This window comes from uncultured Acetatifactor sp. (genome assembly GCF_948601915.1).
Taxonomy (GTDB): domain Bacteria; phylum Bacillota; class Clostridia; order Lachnospirales; family Lachnospiraceae; genus Acetatifactor.
The window spans coordinates 1-17,469 of sequence record NZ_CAPDXS010000023.1; the positions used below are offsets into that span (position 1 = coordinate 1).

23 protein-coding genes are annotated in these 17,469 nt (G+C 51.5%); 10 read left to right on the top strand and 13 right to left on the bottom strand.

The genetic code is table 11. The annotated features are described in order from the left end of the window. The 6 genes from Q2B33_RS05650 to Q2B33_RS05675 form a co-directional block, all read right to left on the bottom strand. On the bottom strand, positions 1–918 hold a 918-nt coding region (locus tag Q2B33_RS05650), incomplete at its 3' end, for a hypothetical protein (RefSeq protein WP_300913891.1). Between the two features lie 60 nt (positions 919–978). Further along, entirely contained in the window at positions 979–1,938 is a 960-nt protein-coding gene (locus tag Q2B33_RS05655) for a phosphoadenosine phosphosulfate reductase family protein (protein WP_300815056.1), read from the bottom strand. Then, positions 1,898–2,062: a hypothetical protein gene (locus tag Q2B33_RS05660; protein WP_300781832.1), complete on the bottom strand. Its 165-nt coding sequence runs from the start codon at positions 2,060–2,062 to the stop codon at positions 1,898–1,900. The genes Q2B33_RS05655 and Q2B33_RS05660 overlap by 41 nt, the downstream gene beginning before the upstream one ends. A 128-nt stretch (positions 2,063–2,190) precedes the next feature. Next, positions 2,191–2,640, bottom strand: coding sequence for a hypothetical protein (locus Q2B33_RS05665; protein WP_300781834.1), 450 nt, complete (start codon positions 2,638–2,640; stop codon positions 2,191–2,193). Between the two features lie 187 nt (positions 2,641–2,827). Continuing rightward, complete coding sequence (locus Q2B33_RS05670) at positions 2,828–3,001, bottom strand: hypothetical protein (protein WP_300791320.1); 174 nt, start codon at positions 2,999–3,001, stop codon at positions 2,828–2,830. 17 nt (positions 3,002–3,018) lie between these two features. Continuing rightward, positions 3,019–3,303 (bottom strand): hypothetical protein, encoded by a 285-nt coding sequence (locus Q2B33_RS05675; protein WP_004069575.1) that lies wholly within the window; start codon positions 3,301–3,303, stop codon positions 3,019–3,021. On the opposite strand from Q2B33_RS05675, the gene Q2B33_RS05680 reads away from it, so the two are divergent. Further along, positions 3,302–3,775 carry a hypothetical protein gene (locus Q2B33_RS05680; protein ID WP_300913892.1) on the top strand — a complete coding sequence of 158 codons (474 nt, stop codon included), beginning with the start codon at positions 3,302–3,304 and terminating at the stop codon, positions 3,773–3,775. The genes Q2B33_RS05675 and Q2B33_RS05680 overlap by 2 nt on opposite strands. 19 nt (positions 3,776–3,794) lie before the next feature. Here the strand turns inward: Q2B33_RS05680 and Q2B33_RS05685 are convergent, their stop codons facing one another. Both Q2B33_RS05685 and Q2B33_RS05690 read right to left on the bottom strand, forming a co-directional pair. After that, on the bottom strand, positions 3,795–4,007 hold the full coding sequence (locus tag Q2B33_RS05685; protein ID WP_004069578.1) for a hypothetical protein: 213 nt from the start codon (positions 4,005–4,007) through the stop codon (positions 3,795–3,797). Between the two features lie 221 nt (positions 4,008–4,228). Continuing rightward, on the bottom strand, positions 4,229–4,645 hold the full coding sequence (locus Q2B33_RS05690; RefSeq protein ID WP_300791324.1) for a hypothetical protein: 417 nt from the start codon (positions 4,643–4,645) through the stop codon (positions 4,229–4,231). Positions 4,646–4,829: 184 nt separating this feature from the next. Between Q2B33_RS05690 and Q2B33_RS05695 the strand changes: the two genes are divergently transcribed. The 3 genes from Q2B33_RS05695 to Q2B33_RS05705 all read left to right on the top strand — a co-directional run bounded on the left by Q2B33_RS05695 (position 4,830) and on the right by Q2B33_RS05705 (position 7,662). Then, positions 4,830–5,357, top strand: a complete 528-nt coding sequence (locus tag Q2B33_RS05695; protein WP_171332159.1) for a helix-turn-helix transcriptional regulator — start codon at positions 4,830–4,832, stop codon at positions 5,355–5,357. 68 nt (positions 5,358–5,425) lie between these two features. Further along, positions 5,426–6,154: a DUF4236 domain-containing protein gene (locus tag Q2B33_RS05700; protein ID WP_300791326.1), complete on the top strand. Its 729-nt coding sequence runs from the start codon at positions 5,426–5,428 to the stop codon at positions 6,152–6,154. Between the two features lie 134 nt (positions 6,155–6,288). Further along, positions 6,289–7,662, top strand: coding sequence for a recombinase family protein (locus Q2B33_RS05705; protein ID WP_300791328.1), 1,374 nt, complete (start codon positions 6,289–6,291; stop codon positions 7,660–7,662). On the opposite strand, the gene Q2B33_RS05710 is transcribed toward Q2B33_RS05705, so the two are convergent. From Q2B33_RS05710 to Q2B33_RS05730, 5 genes are all read right to left on the bottom strand, one after another. Continuing rightward, the gene (locus Q2B33_RS05710) at positions 7,557–8,237 is read right to left on the bottom strand and encodes an ABC transporter ATP-binding protein (RefSeq protein ID WP_300791331.1); all 681 of its coding nucleotides are present in this window, start codon (positions 8,235–8,237) and stop codon (positions 7,557–7,559) included. The genes Q2B33_RS05705 and Q2B33_RS05710 overlap by 106 nt on opposite strands. Before the next feature lie 187 nt (positions 8,238–8,424). Beyond that, positions 8,425–8,823: a hypothetical protein gene (locus Q2B33_RS05715; protein WP_296471441.1), complete on the bottom strand. Its 399-nt coding sequence runs from the start codon at positions 8,821–8,823 to the stop codon at positions 8,425–8,427. A 115-nt stretch (positions 8,824–8,938) separates the two neighbouring features. Then, positions 8,939–10,000, bottom strand: a complete 1,062-nt coding sequence (locus tag Q2B33_RS05720) for a HAMP domain-containing sensor histidine kinase (protein WP_300815054.1) — start codon at positions 9,998–10,000, stop codon at positions 8,939–8,941. A 91-nt stretch (positions 10,001–10,091) separates the two neighbouring features. Next, entirely contained in the window at positions 10,092–10,805 is a 714-nt protein-coding gene (locus Q2B33_RS05725; protein WP_330687942.1) for a response regulator transcription factor, read from the bottom strand. Positions 10,806–10,828: 23 nt separating this feature from the next. After that, positions 10,829–11,719 carry an AraC family transcriptional regulator gene (locus tag Q2B33_RS05730; protein WP_300573993.1) on the bottom strand — a complete coding sequence of 297 codons (891 nt, stop codon included), beginning with the start codon at positions 11,717–11,719 and terminating at the stop codon, positions 10,829–10,831. Between the two features lie 175 nt (positions 11,720–11,894). Between Q2B33_RS05730 and Q2B33_RS05735 the strand changes: the two genes are divergently transcribed. From Q2B33_RS05735 to Q2B33_RS24495, 6 genes are all read left to right on the top strand, one after another. Then, a complete protein-coding gene (locus Q2B33_RS05735; protein ID WP_300573990.1) occupies positions 11,895–13,466 on the top strand; it encodes an extracellular solute-binding protein in 1,572 nt (523 codons plus the stop codon). Between the two features lie 38 nt (positions 13,467–13,504). Next, positions 13,505–14,434, top strand: coding sequence for a sugar ABC transporter permease (locus Q2B33_RS05740; RefSeq protein WP_300815053.1), 930 nt, complete (start codon positions 13,505–13,507; stop codon positions 14,432–14,434). A gap of 13 nt (positions 14,435–14,447) precedes the next feature. Next, positions 14,448–15,371, top strand: coding sequence for a carbohydrate ABC transporter permease (locus Q2B33_RS05745; RefSeq protein ID WP_300573984.1), 924 nt, complete (start codon positions 14,448–14,450; stop codon positions 15,369–15,371). A 14-nt stretch (positions 15,372–15,385) separates the two neighbouring features. Next, entirely contained in the window at positions 15,386–16,744 is a 1,359-nt protein-coding gene (locus tag Q2B33_RS05750; protein WP_300573981.1) for a hypothetical protein, read from the top strand. Between the two features lie 312 nt (positions 16,745–17,056). Then, complete coding sequence (locus tag Q2B33_RS05755) at positions 17,057–17,281, top strand: DUF1902 domain-containing protein (RefSeq protein WP_296458161.1); 225 nt, start codon at positions 17,057–17,059, stop codon at positions 17,279–17,281. Continuing rightward, positions 17,274–17,468 carry a type II toxin-antitoxin system HicA family toxin gene (locus Q2B33_RS24495; RefSeq protein ID WP_296458163.1) on the top strand — a complete coding sequence of 65 codons (195 nt, stop codon included), beginning with the start codon at positions 17,274–17,276 and terminating at the stop codon, positions 17,466–17,468. The genes Q2B33_RS05755 and Q2B33_RS24495 overlap by 8 nt, the downstream gene beginning before the upstream one ends. Position 17,469: the final 1 nt, after the last annotated feature.

Here is a 17,469-nt window from a genome sequence, read left to right on the forward strand (position 1 = left end):
ACCGTAGGAAGTGTTGTCGAAGCCCGAACCCCGGACAGGCACGGCTTCTTCAAGTTCACTGTCAGCCCATATCCCCGCTTTCTCCTGCTGCCAGTTCTGCGGCAATATCCCCAGTCTATGTACAATGTCCGGGACTTCTTTCAGGCTCCCGGCAAGCTTCAAATCCCGCATATGGCAACCGTTCCAGCCCCCGGCAATCTGCCCATCTGTCAGCACGACTTTTCCGCACTGTGCGTCAAGATACAGCGGCTTTCCGAACGGAAGCCCTTCTTCCCCCGGTTCCTCTGTCCGTGCAACTACCCACGCCGGGTCCTGCGGCTTGAAGTCCTCTGCCGCTGCGTTATTGTCCGGGATATACTCAATTACGCCTTTATGCAGGCGCAAGCCCGCCACACGCTCCCAAAAGTTCCCGCAGAGTCCGAAAACCCCTTCCGGCGTTCCGTCGTGGCTCCATGCAAGCGGTTCTGTCCCAGTCAGAACCGTGTAACCGTCGTAACAATACCCCTTTTCCTCCGGGTCGTCAGCGTTCTTCCCGTAGTCCGTGTTACCGCTGATAATATGCCCTGCTGCCGCTGCGTCTTTCATCAGGTAAACCCATTCTGCATTTGTCATTAAGTGCCAGCCGGGTCCTTTTCTCCGGCAAGCTGCCGCCGATTCATCATGCCCCATACTTTCAACGGGCTTCTGATACGGCAGGGAAACGGGTATTCCGTTAATTACGGTATTCGTATACTGTGAAATGAGAATAGCCGCCATAATCTCCCCGTTTACCTTGAACACTTCCGGCACGTCCTCTTCCTTGTAGGTTCCCGGCTCCATGTAAAACATTGTCATGAAGTTAGGAAGCCCGGCTTCATCATTCACGACAACCGCCGCTTTGAAAATGCCTTTTTCCTGTTCTGCTGTCATTTTTGACATTCTTCTTTTCCTCCTTGTATCTGGTATGATTTTATATAACAAGCCGTTCCCGGCGTGTTTTCAATAGTCAATCCCGGCTTCTTCCATGAAGTCAAATAATGTTACCTGATTCGGGTCGCCGCCTACCCACCAGCGCATGACGTGTTCCCCGTCGCACCACTCTTTTCTGTTTGTCAGCCCCGCTTCTTCCCTTGCTTTTAACATTCTGTCAAATGCCGCTACATATGCCGCCCGATATTTCGGGTATTGTTCAAAGTCCTTTTTCATTCCTTTTGGTCCCTGAAATGGACAGCCTATGCAGCCAATTCTTTTATTTCCACACTGATAAAGCGGGTTTCCCTTGCAGCCGTAATAATGCAAAAACTCCCACACGTCTTCATCTGTCCAGTCAACTATCGGATTCACCATTGTTGAAGTAGTTCTGTAACACATTTCCACAAAACGCCTTGTTTCTGAATTATCATCATTCATCACAAGCCCGCCTTTTTTCACCTGCCGGAAATTCACTCCGTTTTCTTCTGCCATTTTCAGCATTGTTTTTTCTTTGCCTATTACCTTAACTACCCCTGCGCTCTCTTTCCTGTTTGTGCTTTCTGCCCACCTTACTCCTGTTATCTTTACCCTTCCTTTTCCTCCCCGTTCTTTTAAATGCTCGCAGCAATAGCGGGCAAGTCTTGTCGGCGGCATACGCTTTTTAACTATTAACTGCCACATTGTCAGTTCTGGGCGTTCAATATTTTCTTTTCCTATCGTTTCACGCACATAGTACACCGTTTCCGGCGCGTCCACCGTCGTCAGATTATGTTTGCACTCATGCTTCACGCCTGCCAGCTCTGCTAAAATTCGTATGCAGTCACTATCCTTGCCGCCGCTATAACATAAATAATATGGTTCCTCCTGCGGCTGGAATGTTTGAAGATATTTAATTGCCCTTTGTTCTTTCTCTCTATCCATTTTCAAAACCTTTCTTCGCCCTATTTCATACAGCCGCTTTTTCGGTCTGCCGTTCTTCCTCTTCATGCACCGTTACTGTGACAGACAGATTTTCTTTCCGGGAAATAATCAATGCCAGCGTTTCAAAGAACCGTTTTGCATTGAAAGTCCCTTCTATCTGAACGCCTGCTGCCGCAATCCCTTCTTTCATCTGCGCCACCTCCTGCTTCTATTCCTCCGGGTCCGGGTTATAACAATCATGCGTTGACCCGACTTTCTCACGCCCGCAGCCGGGGCGGGCGTGTTACGCTGTCTTAATCGCCCCGGCAGACAGATTTTTCATGAACTTTCCCGTAACCGGTCTATAAACCACTTCACTTCCTCTGCCCCGTGTAATGTGATACATTTCTTTTCATTCATGGGGCAAATTTCTATTTCCCCGGTTTCGCTGTCCTTGTTTACTGCAAAAAGAATTTTCTTTTTCAGCTCTTCTTCCTGCTCTGGTGTCAGCGTGATTTCCTCCAGCTCTGCGTCCGTCAAGTCAATTTCCGTCAGTGTTGCTTCTTTCATTTTCCCGACTGCTGCCGCAACCGCATTTAATGTCCGTATCTCTTCGCAAAGTTGCTCTGATACTGTCGGTTCTGTATGTCCAACGTACATCATGCCCCGCTTTGAATTGTCTTCTTTTTTCGGCGTTTCTTTAATTACCGTCGCCGCTTTTATCTTCAATTCGACGTATTCAGCGTACTTTGTTGCTGTCCTGATAAATGCTTTTTTGAAGTTGTTCATTTCTGCACGTTCCTTTCCGCACCGCCGCTGCCGCTTTTCACCTTAAAAAACCGCCTGCCCGGAAAACCTGTTGTCCGACTATACACTTTTTAGCTGGTGTAACCGCTGCCTGCTTGACAGTGCTTATTTTTGGGGTCTGGCTTGCCCCGATTGAACCGGGCGGGAATCGGACCCGCCCCGCAGGTCTTCACCTGCTGCCCCCGTGCGGCTCCCGGCTCTGCTTTTTCTTCTCTTCATGCACCGTCACTGTAATTGACAGGTTTTCTTTCCGGGAAAGAATCATTGCCAGCGTTTCAAAGAACCGCTTTGCATTGAAAGTCCCTTCCACCTGAACGCCTGCTGCCGCAATCCCTTCTTTCATGTGCGCCACCTCCTGCGTCATTCTTCCGGGTCCGGGTTATAGCAATCATGCGTTGACCCGACAAGCCAGCCTGACATTTCAATTTCAATGTCCCCGCCGTCCGCTCCGTCTGATATGATTTCCATATCACCGTAGAAGCCCCACGCTTCCCCGTCCGTCGTGTGTATCAGGATATAACCCGCCTGCGGTTCCCGGCTTTCCTGCGGCTCCTGCCGCCCTGCATACCTTCCCGCACTGTACCCGGCAACGGCACACGTCAGGACTATTGCAGCCCTGACCGCCGCCCGTTTTGCTTTATTCATGTTTTCTTCCTTTCTCACGCCCGCAGCCGGGGCGGGCGTGTCATGCTGTCCCGATTGCCCCGGCAGGCAGGCTTTTCACGAACTTTGCGCCCTGAATGAAAGCAAGAAATTCCCGCTTTTCGTGATTGTCCAGCATTTCCATGAAGCCCATAACCTCCGCAGCTTCCTTGCCGTCTTCCTGTGCAATCATGGTTTCTGTTCTCTTTTCCTCTGCCATCTTTCTTCCTCCTTCCCTTTTCCTCTGTCCCCTGATACAATGGAAGTGCCGCTTCCGGGCGGCAATTCCATTGAAAAGGGGGTGTATGTTATGCCGCTTCACAAAGACTTCATCAGAAAAGCCGTGAACGACGCTGTTAAAAAGCACGGGTCTTCCGTTCAGCCGGAAGAATTAGAAAAGATATTGACTGCTGCCATTTACGGCATTTTCAATTCCCGTGATTTTGAAAACTACATCAAAGAAATTGTGAAATGATTTCCTGCGCCAGCCTGTACTACACATACAGGCTGGTATCTTCAAGCAACATTCCTTCTACCTCTGCGGCAAACTTATTGAATAAGTCCCGCAGCTCTGCAACCCTGCTTTCCTGCAATCCCTCAAATTTCAGATTGACTTCTGCGTATGCGTCCGGGTCGTCTGATACTATTCTTTTTTGAAATGTCACGCCGCTGGTTATCCGCACTTCTCTTTCCACTTCTTTTTCCATTTCCGCACGTTCCTTTCCGCACCGCCGCTGCCGCTTTTCACCTTAAAAAGCCGCCTGCCCGGAAAACTTGTTGTCCGACTATACACTTTTTAGCTGGTGTAACCGCTGCCCGTTTGACAGTGCTTTATTTTTAGGGGTCTGGCTTGCCCCTGATTGAACCGGGCGGGAATCGGACCCGCCCCGCAGGTCTTCACCTGCTGCCCCGTGTGGCTCCCGGTCCTTTATGCGATTTTGATTTTCTCTGTCGTGTGATATTTCCCGTCAAATACTTCAAGTTCAGCCGGATAACTACAGCCCCGGCACTCTCCCAAATGTTCCAGCGTGTACCGTGTGTTCAGGAAGAAGCCGCCCTTGTACGGTCCGAACCGCTCTTTGTATTCCTCTGCAAGTGCTTCCAGCTTCTCTTTTGCTTCAAAATCCGTGAAGTGGTCGCAGGTCTTCTTCAAGTGTTCCGCAAGCCCCTTCATTTCCTGAATGATTTCTTCCCGGCTTTTCAGTGCAAATCTTTCTTTGCAGATAACCTTCACAAACTCCGCTTTGCTTAACTGTGTAGCCATGTACATAGGTTCAATAATATTGTCATAGTCTGATACGCTTACTTCATATCCTGCAAGTGCTTCAAATTCAATTTTCATCATAGGGCATTACCTCCGATTTATTTATAATGCTTTTTGCTATTTTCTAGCGGTTCCCGCTGTCTATGTTGATATATTATAACAGTCCCCGCTATTTGTCAATAGTTTTTTTAATATTTCTATTGACTTTTTTAGCGGGTACTGCTATTCTTAATTTACACCGTTAGAAAGGGGGTGAAAAAATACCATGACAATCAATGAACGCTTACGGCATTTTCGTAAAGAAGTTTTGAAGATGAACCAGACGGACTTTGCCAGCGCAATCGGCATGAAACAAACCGGTCTAAGTTATATTGAGAAAGACGGCGCAACCATAAAAGAACAAGTTTTCAAATCTATCTGTATGGCGTTTAATCTCAATGAAGACTGGCTGCGGAACGGTACAGAACCTATGTACATACAAGCACCAACTTTCAGCCTTGACGACTTTGTACGGCAACGGGGCGGGACTGAATTAGAAGTTGACATTATGAAAGCGTACTTTGAACTTGAACCCGATATACGGGCAATGCTGGTTCAGCACTTCAAAGAACGCTTGACCGCTTCCCGTGCTGAATCTGCGGAACTTCCAGAAATGACCGTTGAAGAAGCGGAAGCGGCATATATAAAAAGTCGCTCCAAGATTGCACAAAAAGCGGGCAACTCTGCTTTGAGTACCACCGCAGACACGGAACCCGGAAGCGCAAACGGCAATAGCCTTGTTTCAAACCAATGAAAAGCCCGGTGGGGCTGCGTAAGCTCTGCCGGGCTTTTTCTCAAAATTTATGATAGGAGAATTTAAAAATGGGTATACGGTACAGAAAAAGTATAAAAGTGGCTCCGGGTGTCAAAATCAACCTAAACAGGAAAAGCGCAAGTGTGACAGTCGGCGGCAAGGGGTATCACAAAACCTTCAACACGAACGGGCAGACAACCACCAGCGTCAATCTTCCTGTAAAGGGCTTGTCATATACGGACCGGAAGGGCAGGAAAAGCAATTCTTCTTCCGCTCCTGCTGCCCGCTATGATAATACAGGAAGCGTTGTTGAAGCTCCTGCACCAAAAGAAAAGAAGATAACCGCAAAAGCCGTCATTCCTGACCCGCCCACTGCTGGCGTTGCTGTTATCGGGTTTTTCATTATCGTTGCGGGCTTCTTCCTCTCCGGGTCCTCTATCCCGGCAGGAATTATTGTCGCTCTCTTTGGGGCTTATCTTATTTATGCGTATATCGCACACAAAAGGAACCCGGACAGCGGCAAATATATTTCAGAAGGGCAGCTAACACGCTGGCGGCAGCTTCTTTCCGTTTCCTCCGGCACGTCCTCTGAACTGATTGAAAAGTCGCTTCCTGTCCTGCTTGACTTGAAAGCTGCTGTGGAAGAATATTGCAGCCAGCTTCCTGAATCTGCGGAAGCCCTGCTGAATACACAACAAAGAATCATTGATTTTTCAGAATTTGTGATAATCAAAGGGGACGACCCCAAAAAGGACTATGAAAGATATTCTGCTTTAATTGCAGAATCGCATAAATGAAAAGAGTGCGGCGGCAATACTGGGAATATCGCCGCCGCAATGCAAAGTATATCATACCAGATACAACATACCGTCTGCAATTCTGATTATATCATCAGCGGGCGGGAAATGAAAGGAAATGCAGGTGATTTTCCATGAAAAACAAGGAATTGCCGCCGCTGGTCCGTGTCGCCCTCTATATCCGGGTATCAGGGGAAGAACAAAAAATAAAAGGTCTGTCCCTTGAAGCCCAGCAAGAACGCCTTGAAGCATACGCACGGGAAAAAGGCTGGATTGTGACCGGGGTATATATCGACGCTGCGAAAACCGCCAGAAAGAATATGCACAAGCGGGCAGAATTTCAAAAAATGATAGAATCCGTGAAGCGCAATGAAGTTGACTTGCTTCTGTTCTGCCGCCTTGACCGCTGGTTCCGGTCTGTAGCAGACTATTACAAGGTTATGGAAATATTGCAGGCGCACGGCTGCGACTGGAAGACAATAGATGAAGAATACGACACAACAAGCGCAAACGGGCGTTTATACATAAATGTCAAGTTATCAATCGCCCAGAATGAAGCTGATATTTGCGGGGAAAGGATAGACGTTGTATTTGACAGCAAGATTGCCCACGGAACCGTTGTTTCCGGCTCCTGCCCCTTCGGGTACAGGGTCAATGAAGAAAAGCGGCTGGAAGTCGTGCCGGAAGAAGCCGGGATTGTGCAAGACGCTTTCAATCACTTTGAAAGCACCGTAAGTAAGCGGGGAACCGTGAAGCATATCCGGGAAACTTACGGCGTTAATTGGTGTGAAGCAACCTTCCGGCGTATGCTGTCGGAAACACTCTATACCGGAATCTATGACCGGGGCGGCAGGCGCAATGAAGACTTCTGCCCGGCAATCATCAGCAAAGAACAATTTGACCGGGTTCAATCCCTTCTGAAAAGAAACGCCCGCTCCGTTCCTTCCGGCAGGGTCTATATATTTACATCAATTTTGAAATGCGCTGAATGTAACCACAACATGGTGGGGCGTGTAGCAGGCGGCAACCGGGCGTATTATTATCGCTGCAACCAGCACTTTCAGCGTGGGCGTTGTTCTCACAAATCGGAAGCACGGGAAGACGTGATTGAAAAATGGCTTTTTGACAATCTGGAATCCGAACTGAACCGGGTCCGGCTTGAATGGGAAGTAAAAGCGGCAGAAAAGAAAAAAGCTGCCCTGCGGACAGATAAAGCGACCCTGAAAAGAAAGCTGACAAAATTAAAAGAATTGTATGTGAATGAACTGATTGACATTGACGAATACAAGAAGGACTATGAAATATATACGGCAGCACTCCGGCAGCTCCCGGAACCCGTAGCAGAAGCCCCGCCCGATTTTGAAGCCGTGGAAAGACTGCTGCAATCTGATTTCAAGAATATTTATAAATCGCTGACCCGTGAAGAAAAGCGTACACTGTGGCGGTCTGTTATCTCTGAAATACGCATTGACAGTGAAAATAATATCACGGGTATTTCTTTCGGGTAGTGTTGTACTAACTTTACACTACCCGTGGGCTCGTCCGCCAGGATCAGTTTCGGCTCCCCGATGACGGCCCGGGCAAAGGCGCAGCGCTGCTTCTGGCCCCCGGATACCTGGTACGGGAATTTCCCCAGGGCCTCGGACAGCCCCAGCCTGTCTGCCAGGGCGTGGACTTTTGCGCGGATTTCCGCTGGCTCCAGCTCCCGGATGGTCAGGGGCAGGGCCATGTTCTCCTCCAGGGTCAGTGTGTCCAGCAGGTTGAACTCCTGGAATACGAAGCCTAAAGCCTCCCGGCGGAAGGCCGCGATCTCCTCCATGGGGATGGCGGTGATGTCCCGGCCCTCCAGCAGGATGTGGCCGGAGCTCACGGTGTCGATGGTGGAGATGCAGTTTAAGAGGGTGGTCTTGCCGGAGCCGGAGGCGCCCATGACGGCGATGTGCTCCCCGGGCCGGATGCGGAAGCTGACCTGGTCCAGGGCCTTGGTCACGGACTGGGGGGAGCCGTAGTATTTTTCTACGGATTGTACCGAGAGGAGAGGGGGCTGGGGGTGGGCGTAATGATGTTCGGGATATCTGTTCATTTCTGAGGAACCTCCTTTTGATTCTTCTGGATATAGATTCCATGATATAGAACGGAAGCAGAAAAAGGTATAGAGCTTCATTGATTTAAAATGACAGTTTTGTCAGATTATTTTTGTTGCAATTTCTGAAGAAAAGCATTATAATGATTACGGAAGGAAGCAGGTTTGCGACCGTACAGCCTATGGCTCACGCGGTATACTCTGTTTCCTTTTTTATGTTTACCATATCATATAGATATTTCCTGCCATCCTCCGCATGGCGTATCAACATAGTGATTTTGAACACATTGTATCGGATGATTTGGTCATTCTCGTAGACAGGCAGGGAAAATCGGCTGTCGTAGCGATACCAGCCCAGCTTGGCATCATGGGCATGCTTTGCTTCGTAATTCTGTATATAGCGGGGATTGCAGCTGATTTGGAGCAATTCCGGCGTTGCCTGAAGGGCATTTGCTTTCGCCTTGGCAGACGCGCCTCGGAGCCTTTTCGTGTCAATGGAACCGGCGAATTCATCTGCGAATTTCTTGTCCAGATGTATGGAGGCGCCATCAGATGAAATGACGTAAATGGCATCTATGTAACGCAAGGCATATGTTCTTACGGCATCCCAATCTATGTGCTGCTTTCCCTTGAATATAATTTCATTTATCTGGACAATTCTGTTGTGGTTTTCATCTTCTCGGATAATGGCATTTCTGTTGTCAGAATCTATCATATATATCCTTTCTTTTTTTGGTAGAGTCCTGTATCGTTGCTTGATATTTTGGAAAATAAAGGCGGACAGATGTGGCCTGGTTCCAGTCCGATTCCGCCGCAATCCCGATGCCCAGCCGCTGGCAGAGCCCGGCGCAGAGGTACAGCCCCATGCCCGTGGCCCCGGCGGAGCCTGCGCCCCGGCCGTTGCTACCCACGAAGCCCTTGTCGAAGATGCGGGGAAGCTCGCTTGGCCGGATGCCCAGCCCGTTGTCCGTGACGGTCAGCTCCACGCAGCCCTCCGCCTCCCGGGAGGCGATGTCCAGGACGGGAGCCCTGTCGCCGCGGTATTTCAGGCTGTTGGAGATCAGTTGGGTCAGCAGGAAGGCCAGCCATCTGGAGTCGGAGCGCACGGTGTGGGAAAGGCGCTCCGTATGGATGCTGGCGCCGCTTTCCATGAGAAGCTGCCTGTTCCGGGCCAGCACGTCCATGACGCAGTCCCGCAGGGAAATCTCCCGGATGAGGCAGTCCTTCTCCGCCGCGCCCAGGCGGGCGTAGAACAGCACCTTTTCCACATCCTGCCCGATGCGCTGGGTCTGGGCCAGGATCTTCCGGGTGACCTCCGTCTTGTTGTTCTCGCACAGTAGCTGGATGCCCGTCACAGGCAGCTTGATCTCATGCACCCACTGCTCCAGGAATTCCTGGTATTCCCGGGTCTGGCGCCTGGAGGCAGCCACCTCGTCCGTCATGGATTTCAGGGCTGTCCGCAGCAGCCGGAAGTAAGCCTCTTCCAGCGCGGAATCCGGCGCGTCGGCGATTTCTGCCAGCAGGTATTTGGAATCCAGCCCGTCCAGGACATCCCCCAGATAGGAGAGGCGGTTCCGCTTCCTGCGCCAGCAGCAGATCAGGGTGAGGAAGAGGATGAGGCAGAAGCAGGTCCAAAGCAGCGCAAGCCGCGCCGTGCCCATGCCGAAAGCGGCCAGGATGAGCGTGAAGAACAGGGCCGCGGAAAAACATACCAGAAGGACTCCTTTGATGTCGTCAATATAATCGGAAAATCGTATATTCATATCCCCTGCCTCTCATCCCCGCAGAACCCCTGAAGCCATATCTGCCCGGAAAGATGCCTGTATCTGGCATTCCCGGATTCCTTATGGACGTTTAGATTTGATACCCCATCCCCCTCCTGGTCTGGATGAAATCCTCCTCCCCCAGCGCCCGCAGCTTCTCCCGCAGGCGCATGACGTTCACGCTCAGGGTGTTGTCGTCGGTGTGGATCTCATTGTCCCACAGGTATTCTATGATGTCCGCTCTGGGCACAATCTCCCCCGGATGCCGGAAGAGCAGATACATGATCTTCAGCTCCGTTCTGGTCAGGTCGATGTCCCTGCCGCCTTTGGAAAGCGTACCCGCCAGGGTGTCCAGCCGGATGCCTCTGTGCTCCATGGGACAGGGCTGTGCCCCGGCGGGGGTGCGGCGGCGCAGCAGCAGGCCGATCCTGGCCAGCAGCACGGGGATGTTGTAGGGCTTGGAGACATAGTCGTCCCCGCCCAAAGTCAGGGCCTGGAGCTCATCCATGGCAGTGTCCCGGCCTGTGAGGAACAGGATGGGCACGGTGGAAAAGCTGCGGATGGCAGTGCAGAGCTGATAGCCGTCCTGCCCCGGCAGGCTGATGTCCAGCAGGATCAGGTCCGGGGAAATCTCCCGCACCTGCCGGGTGACGTCCCGGAAATCGGTGACGCAGGATGCCGTATAGCCCTGATTGGAGAGGAGGGTTGCAAGCTCCTCTCCAATCAGGGCATCGTCTTCTATGATAAGGATTCTGTCCATGGGAATCTCCGCGTTCTGGGATTTGGCGTAGCTGCCTGTGTACACTGTTCCTGACTGCCTTTTTCCGGCTATGCCATCTCTGTGTTCACGGACATTTTCCGGTATTCGCGGGGGGACATCTTCAGCTTTTTCTGGAAGAGCTGGTTGAAGAATCTGGTATCCTCATATCCGATTTGGTGGGCGATTTCCTGTATGGACATATCGCTGCAGATGAGCAGCTCACAGCTCTTTTCCAGCCGCTTCTTCTGCAGATATTCGGAGGCGGTGAAGCCCGTCTCCTGTTTGAACTTGCGCGACACATACTGCAGGCTGTAGTGGTATTCCTGACAGAAATCCCCCAGCAGGGCCTTTTCCTGATAGTGGGTGTCCAGGTATCGGACAACCTCCAGCACAATGGTGCTCTGGGGCAGGACCGGGCGTTGGAGGCCTTCCTGGCAGAGTACCCGGCGCATGGTAAGGATCAGAATCTCCATCAGACGGCCCCGGAAGATTTCGGTATATCCTACATATTTGTTCAGATATTCGAGTTTGGCGCCGGTGAGAAGCTGCAGGACGCGCCCGTCGTCATCCCGAAAGACCCGGTTCACGACCGCCTGCCCCGAATATTGCTTGTAATATCGCGTCAGGCACACGCGCATCAGCTCATCGAAGGTTCTGCATCCCCGCAGGGTATAATCGACGACTTCCGGGAGGAACATGCAGTTGATGAGGGTGAAATCAGCGGTCTGCGCATAGCTGTGCACACTGTCGTAGTCCATGATGAAATAGTCTCCCTCCCGAATCATGGCAGTGTTTCCGTTCAAAGTATGCAGGGCGCAGCCGCCGGTGACATAGGCCAGCTCGAAGAAATGATGTTGGTGGCTCCCGATATCTACCTGCCAGAAGGGCAGTACGGCTACTTTGTCATCCACTGTGACGGCTTCCTTCGGCAGCTCCAGCATAAGTGTATCGTTCGACATAAAAGCCCTCCCTCCCTGCCGCTAAAAGAGTTAAAATCACCACAGTTTCTGGATAAATCTGTGTATGTTATTTAAGTTTACTATCTGTTAAGATAAAAAGCAAGAAAAACTGGTAAAAAGGTAAAAAATGGGGCGGGTGGCAGACACCTTCCTGCAACGGGATTGGAGGTAAATTATGAAGAGAAAAAGAACGATGGCGCTTTTAATGGCATTCGCATTGACAGCAGCAACATTTGCGGGATGCGGCAATGGAGACGAAAAGGCCGATGACAGCGGCGCGGCTCAGACAGACACCGAGATTGCCTTTCCTCTGAAGGAGCCTGTGACAATGAGCATGTTCGCTGTGTCTGCCACCACTACCGGAACAGAACTCCCTGACAATGCGGCGTTCCGGAAAATGGCGGAGCTTACCAACGTGAGCTGGGAGGTGACGTCCTGCAGCGCTACGGATCTTCAGGAGCAGCGGGGGGTAGTCCTCAATACGGGGGACTATCAGGATGTACTGTACAAATCCGGCATTGGAAGTGACGACATTGCAAAATATGGGATGGAAGGTATCTTGCTTCCGCTGGAGGATTTGATTCAGGAGAATATGCCTAACCTGAAGGCCGTGCTGGATGAGAGGGATGCGTGGAATGAGATCACTTCCGCTGACGGACATATTTACAGCCTCCCCTTCATTGACCAGCCGGGGCTGCAGAATATCCTTATGTGGATCAATGTGCGGTGGCTGGATAAAGTGGGGATGGAAGAGCCGAACAGCTGGGAAACCCTGTATGAGGTCCTGAAAGCTTTCAAGGAGAAGGATCCCAATGGCAACGGAGAGGCCGATGAGATTCCCTATGTGGCCAACACGGCACTGCTTCCTTTTTATCTGTTTGGATACGACCTGCCGGTGGACATGAATTCCTTCTGTGCGGTGAATGACGAAGATGAGATTGTGTATTCCATGGCAAATGACGACTGGTACGACTATCTGTACTGGATGCATAAGTTCTACGAGGAAGGCCTGATGAACGACGATGCTTTCCAGGCCACGCCGGACAAACAGTATGCTACCGGCCCTGATGATGTCTACGGCCTGTTCCTGGGATGGTCGCCCTCTGAGACAGTGGGCGCGGATCTGGCGGAAGGTTATGACTACAAGGTCATGGATCCCTGGGGGGACAACAGCCTGAGCACCACCTCCGGCATCACCGAAGGGGGCCTGTGCATCACGGATGCATGCGAGGATCCGGCGCTTGTCTGTGCGTGGGCGGACTACTTCTACTCCGAAGAGGGCGGCATCCTGATGCAGCTTGGAATAGAAGGTGAGAGTTTCCGGTGGAGAGATGACGGACTCTGGGAGTGGATTCTGGACGGAGACGCGGGCAGCGAGGAGATGGAGGTGCGGGATGCCTATATCCTGCAGGGATATGCCCATTGCCCGGGGCTGGTGCCGGACTTCTACGCAGAGAAGAAGTTCCGCGAGGGCAACAGTGTATCCGGCGGACTGGAAGGCACCAGGGTAGCGCAGCTGGCCGCGAAGCCTTTCCCCAGGATCCAGCTTACCGAGGCGGAGCAGGCTGAGGCGGGAACCATCACGGCAGACCTGTTCAACTATGCATGGCAGTACCAGGCAGAGGTGATTACCGGGCTCAAGGACTTGGACAGCACTTGGGAGGGCTACCTGGCTAAGATGGAAGAAATGGGCGCTGGCAAGTATGCGGAAATGTACAATTCCAAGTACCAGGAGATGAAGAAATAGGGATATAATAGGATATGGGAAAAGCGAAAAAGAAAAATATGACAGTACAGCGTAGCCTCTTTTTTAAGAGGCTGCGCATTGACCTTCGGGATAATTGGACCATCTATCTGATGGTGCTGATTCCCCTGGTATGGCTGATTGTGTTCTGCTATGTGCCCATGAGCGGCATCCAGCTTGCCTTCAAGACGTTCAAGGCAAAACTGGGAATATGGGGCAGTCCCTGGATTGGTTTCAAGAATTTTGAACGGTTTTTTAAGAGCTATTCCTTCGGAACGATTCTATGGAATACCATCTCCATCAATGTATACAGCCTGGTGGTTGGGTTCCCTATTCCGATTGTCTTTGCGCTGTTCCTGAATTATCTCAGGCACAGGAGGCTGAAGAAGACTGTGCAGATGGTGTCCTATGCCCCTTATTTCATTTCCACGGTGGTCATGTGCGGCATGATTATCATATTCCTGGACAAGGATACCGGGGCGGTGAACCAGCTGCTGCGGCTTTTGGGGATGGATGGGGTGAATTTCATGGGGACGCCGGCCTATTTCAAGGATATCTATGTGTGGACCAGTGTATGGCAGGGCATGGGATGGTCCTCCATCATTTATATCTCTGCCCTGGCCGGTGTGGACTATCAGCTTCATGAGGCGGCCATTGTGGACGGGGCCAATAAGCTCCAGCGGATTTGGTACGTGGATCTGCCCTCCATCAAGCCTACCATTATCATGCTGCTGATTCTGCAGATCGGCTCCCTGATGGGGGTGGGATTCGAGAAGGTATTCCTGCTGCAGAATGACTTGAACATGAGTGAGTCGGAGGTAATCTCCACCTATGTATACAGAGTGGGACTGATCAACACCGACTATGGATATTCCACGGCAGTGGGGCTGTTCAACTCTGTCATCAATCTGCTTCTGCTGGTCGCGGCGAACCAGCTGTGCAAGCGCCTGACCAAAGAGAGCCTGTTTTAGGAGGTGGGTAAGGATGAGCGGAAAAATTACAAAAGACCAAAACGTCTTCAAAATGCGGCTCAGCGTGGACAGGACCTTCGATGTGGTGAACCTGGTTCTCATGATTGTGATGCTGCTGGTGTTCGCCTGGCCTCTGTGGTTCGTGGTGATTGCGTCCTTCAGCGATCCGGGGGCAGTGTACCGGGGAGAAGTGATTCTGTTCCCCAAAGGAATCACCCTGGAATCCTATAGGGCAATCGTGAAATACAGACAGATATGGATCGGATACCGCAACACCATATTCTATACGGTGGCCGGAACCCTGATTAACCTCTTTATCACCATCTGCCTGGCGTATCCCCTGTCCCGCAGGAAGTTCATGCCTAAGAAGATTATCATGGCGATTGCCCTGGTTACCATGTATTTCGGGGGCGGGCTGATTCCCAGCTACCTGGTGGTGCGGGGGCTGCACATGACCAATACCATCTGGGCCATGATGATTCCCAATGCGCTGTCGGTATACAATATGCTGATCGTGCGGGCCTATTTCTGCAACAGCATCCCGGTGAGCCTGGAGGAGGCGTCCACCCTGGACGGGGCCGGGCCCATGCAGTATCTGGCGCGGGTGGTGCTGCCCCTGTCAAAGCCCGTGCTCGCCGTGATTGCGCTGTACTATATGGTGGGGCACTGGAATGATTACTACAGCGCCCTGATATACATCAACGACCAAGCGCTGCGTCCCCTGCAGTCCTTTATGCGCGACCTTCTGGTGAACAATTCCGTCACCAGGGTCACGGGAGGCAGCCTGAGCCCGGAGGAGATGCAGGCCAAGCTCTATCTGGCACAGACGCTGAAATACAGTTCCATCATCGTGGCTACGGTGCCCATGCTGGTTGTGTATCCCTTTGTACAGAAATATTTCGTGAAAGGGGTCATGGTGGGATCCATAAAAGGATGATAGAAGGGGGAAGCATGAACCTATCGACAGACACAGTGAAGATAACGGTGGATTTTTCCCGGAAGGAAGGGAAGATAAAGCCGGTACATGGGGTGGGACAGCCGCCCTTTTACGGGACGGATTTTGATATGTTCCATTATCTGGAGGAGGCGGGGATTCCCTTCTCCAGGCTCCATGATGTGGGAGGATTCCTGGGAGGCGGGCGCTACGTGGATGTGCCGAACCTGTTCCGGGACTTTGACGCGGATCCCTTTGACCCGGCATCCTATGATTTCGTGTTCACGGACCTGCTGATCACGGCTCTGGTGGAGAGCGGAGTGGAACCTTTCTTCCGGCTGGGGGTCTCCATTGAAAATGAATGCATGAAGAAGGCCTACCGCCTGGATCCGCCGAAGGATAACCTGAAATGGGCGCAGATTTGTGAGGGAATCATCCGTCATTATACCCAGGGCTGGGCCGACGGCTTTGCTTACGACATCCGGTACTGGGAAATCTGGAATGAGCCGGATAATTATGAGGAGGTGCCGGAGAACCAGATGTGGCGGGGGACCAAAGAACAGTTCTACGCGCTGTACGGGGTCGCCTCCAGGTACCTCAAGGAGCGGTTCCCCCATCTGAAGATCGGCGGGTATGGGAGCTGTGGATTCTATGCGGCCCGGGGGAGGAAGGAGGCGGTGGCAGAGGCCGCGTCGTCCCCCAGGATGGAGTACTTCCTCACTTTCTTTGAGGGATTTCTGGCCTATGTGAAGGAGAATGACTGCCCTCTGGACTTTTTTTCCTGGCATAGCTATGACGGTGTACAGGCCAACCTGTTCTATGCGGAATATGCAAGGAGGAGACTGGACGAGGAGGGATTTGTACATACGGAGCACACCTTAAATGAGTGGAACTGTGAGGTGGGGATGCGGGGAACGTCCCGGCATGCGGCTGTAACTGCCGCCATGCTGCTGGGATTACAGGATTCCTCCCTGGACAGCGCTATGTTTTATGATGCCAGGTACGGTGTCTCTGTCTATGGCGGACTGTTCCATCCCCTGACAGCAGAGCCTTTCCCGGCATATTATTCCTTCCTTGGGTTCGGACAGCTCTATCGGCTGGGGCAGCAGGTGGCCGCAGCCAGCGACAGAGAAGATGTGTACGTGGTAGCTGCCAGGGAAAAGGGGGAAGGATATGTGATGATTGCGAACCTTTCGGGAGAGGACATCCGCCTGAAGGCTGTTCTGGAGGATGGGAAGAACGCGGGACATAAAATCTGTAGAATCAGGGAATGCAGGGTCATAGACCGGACACGGACCTGGGAGAAATGCGCCCTGCCTGATGTGCTGGCAAAGGATATGGTGCTGTGTGTCGGAGTGGAATGCGGCGGTATATAATGCGGTTTGCCGATTCCGGCGGACGCAGGCACAGTTCAATTTCGGAATCGTAACAAAAAAGGTAATAAAAAAAGAAAAAGTGCCATTGATTTTATTCTGGAAATGTTCTAAAATAATGCTCATAGGATTATCTTCTCGTATGAATGCTTGCAGGGGAATTTTGTTCCCGATAGAGTGGTACACAGATACCGTTATTAAGTGCATTATAGCACAGTGCATCTACGAGTAGGATGATTCTTTTTATGTTTCTTAAGTTTGGTTGCAGCCTGCGGTATGTTATAACCATACCATATAAAAGAGGAGGTATTCACCATGGATTATGTTATTGATTTCGCATGGGACGATGAAGCCGGTGTATGGATTGCCACCAGCAACGATATACCCGGCCTTGTTCTGGAATCGGGATCGTTTGACGCGCTGTTGGAACGTACAAGGTTTGCGGTGCCTGAGCTTCTGGAGCTGAATGCGGGCGCTGCACAGCCCCTTTCCCTGACGTTCCGGTCAGAGCGCCGTGAAAGGATGGTCGTGAATGGCTGAATATGAAAAAAGGGTGCGCAATATCCTGTCACAGAATGGATGCACCTTCCTTAGACATGGGAAAGGCGACCATGATATCTGGTACAGCCCCATTTCAGGACGGCATGTGACCGTCGATACGAAAATCAAGTCACGGCATACCGCAAATGCGATTCTCAGGCAGAGCGGGATAAACTATAAGTTTTAGC

Excerpts from the sequence above, each read along its gene's own strand:
- Q2B33_RS05685 (WP_004069578.1), bottom strand. The coding sequence starts at position 4,007 with ATGGAAAAAGAAGTGGAAAGAGAAGTGCGGATAACCAGCGGCGTGACA.
- Q2B33_RS05710 (WP_300791331.1), bottom strand. The coding sequence starts at position 8,237 with ATGAACAGATATCCCGAACATCATTACGCCCACCCCCAGCCCCCTCTC.
- Q2B33_RS05745 (WP_300573984.1), top strand. The coding sequence starts at position 14,448 with ATGAGCGGAAAAATTACAAAAGACCAAAACGTCTTCAAAATGCGGCTC.
- Q2B33_RS05655 (WP_300815056.1), bottom strand. The coding sequence starts at position 1,938 with ATGAAGAGGAAGAACGGCAGACCGAAAAAGCGGCTGTATGAAATAGGG.
- Q2B33_RS05705 (WP_300791328.1), top strand. The coding sequence starts at position 6,289 with ATGAAAAACAAGGAATTGCCGCCGCTGGTCCGTGTCGCCCTCTATATC.
- Q2B33_RS05660 (WP_300781832.1), bottom strand. The coding sequence starts at position 2,062 with ATGAAAGAAGGGATTGCGGCAGCAGGCGTTCAGATAGAAGGGACTTTC.
- Q2B33_RS05730 (WP_300573993.1), bottom strand. The coding sequence starts at position 11,719 with ATGTCGAACGATACACTTATGCTGGAGCTGCCGAAGGAAGCCGTCACA.
- Q2B33_RS05680 (WP_300913892.1), top strand. The coding sequence starts at position 3,302 with ATGTTTTCTTCCTTTCTCACGCCCGCAGCCGGGGCGGGCGTGTCATGC.
- Q2B33_RS05755 (WP_296458161.1), top strand. The coding sequence starts at position 17,057 with ATGGATTATGTTATTGATTTCGCATGGGACGATGAAGCCGGTGTATGG.
- Q2B33_RS05700 (WP_300791326.1), top strand. The coding sequence starts at position 5,426 with ATGGGTATACGGTACAGAAAAAGTATAAAAGTGGCTCCGGGTGTCAAA.
- Q2B33_RS05735 (WP_300573990.1), top strand. The coding sequence starts at position 11,895 with ATGAAGAGAAAAAGAACGATGGCGCTTTTAATGGCATTCGCATTGACA.
- Q2B33_RS05675 (WP_004069575.1), bottom strand. The coding sequence starts at position 3,303 with ATGAATAAAGCAAAACGGGCGGCGGTCAGGGCTGCAATAGTCCTGACG.
- Q2B33_RS05670 (WP_300791320.1), bottom strand. The coding sequence starts at position 3,001 with ATGAAAGAAGGGATTGCGGCAGCAGGCGTTCAGGTGGAAGGGACTTTC.
- Q2B33_RS05740 (WP_300815053.1), top strand. The coding sequence starts at position 13,505 with ATGACAGTACAGCGTAGCCTCTTTTTTAAGAGGCTGCGCATTGACCTT.
- Q2B33_RS24495 (WP_296458163.1), top strand. The coding sequence starts at position 17,274 with ATGGCTGAATATGAAAAAAGGGTGCGCAATATCCTGTCACAGAATGGA.
- Q2B33_RS05690 (WP_300791324.1), bottom strand. The coding sequence starts at position 4,645 with ATGATGAAAATTGAATTTGAAGCACTTGCAGGATATGAAGTAAGCGTA.
- Q2B33_RS05720 (WP_300815054.1), bottom strand. The coding sequence starts at position 10,000 with ATGAATATACGATTTTCCGATTATATTGACGACATCAAAGGAGTCCTT.
- Q2B33_RS05750 (WP_300573981.1), top strand. The coding sequence starts at position 15,386 with ATGAACCTATCGACAGACACAGTGAAGATAACGGTGGATTTTTCCCGG.
- Q2B33_RS05665 (WP_300781834.1), bottom strand. The coding sequence starts at position 2,640 with ATGAACAACTTCAAAAAAGCATTTATCAGGACAGCAACAAAGTACGCT.
- Q2B33_RS05695 (WP_171332159.1), top strand. The coding sequence starts at position 4,830 with ATGACAATCAATGAACGCTTACGGCATTTTCGTAAAGAAGTTTTGAAG.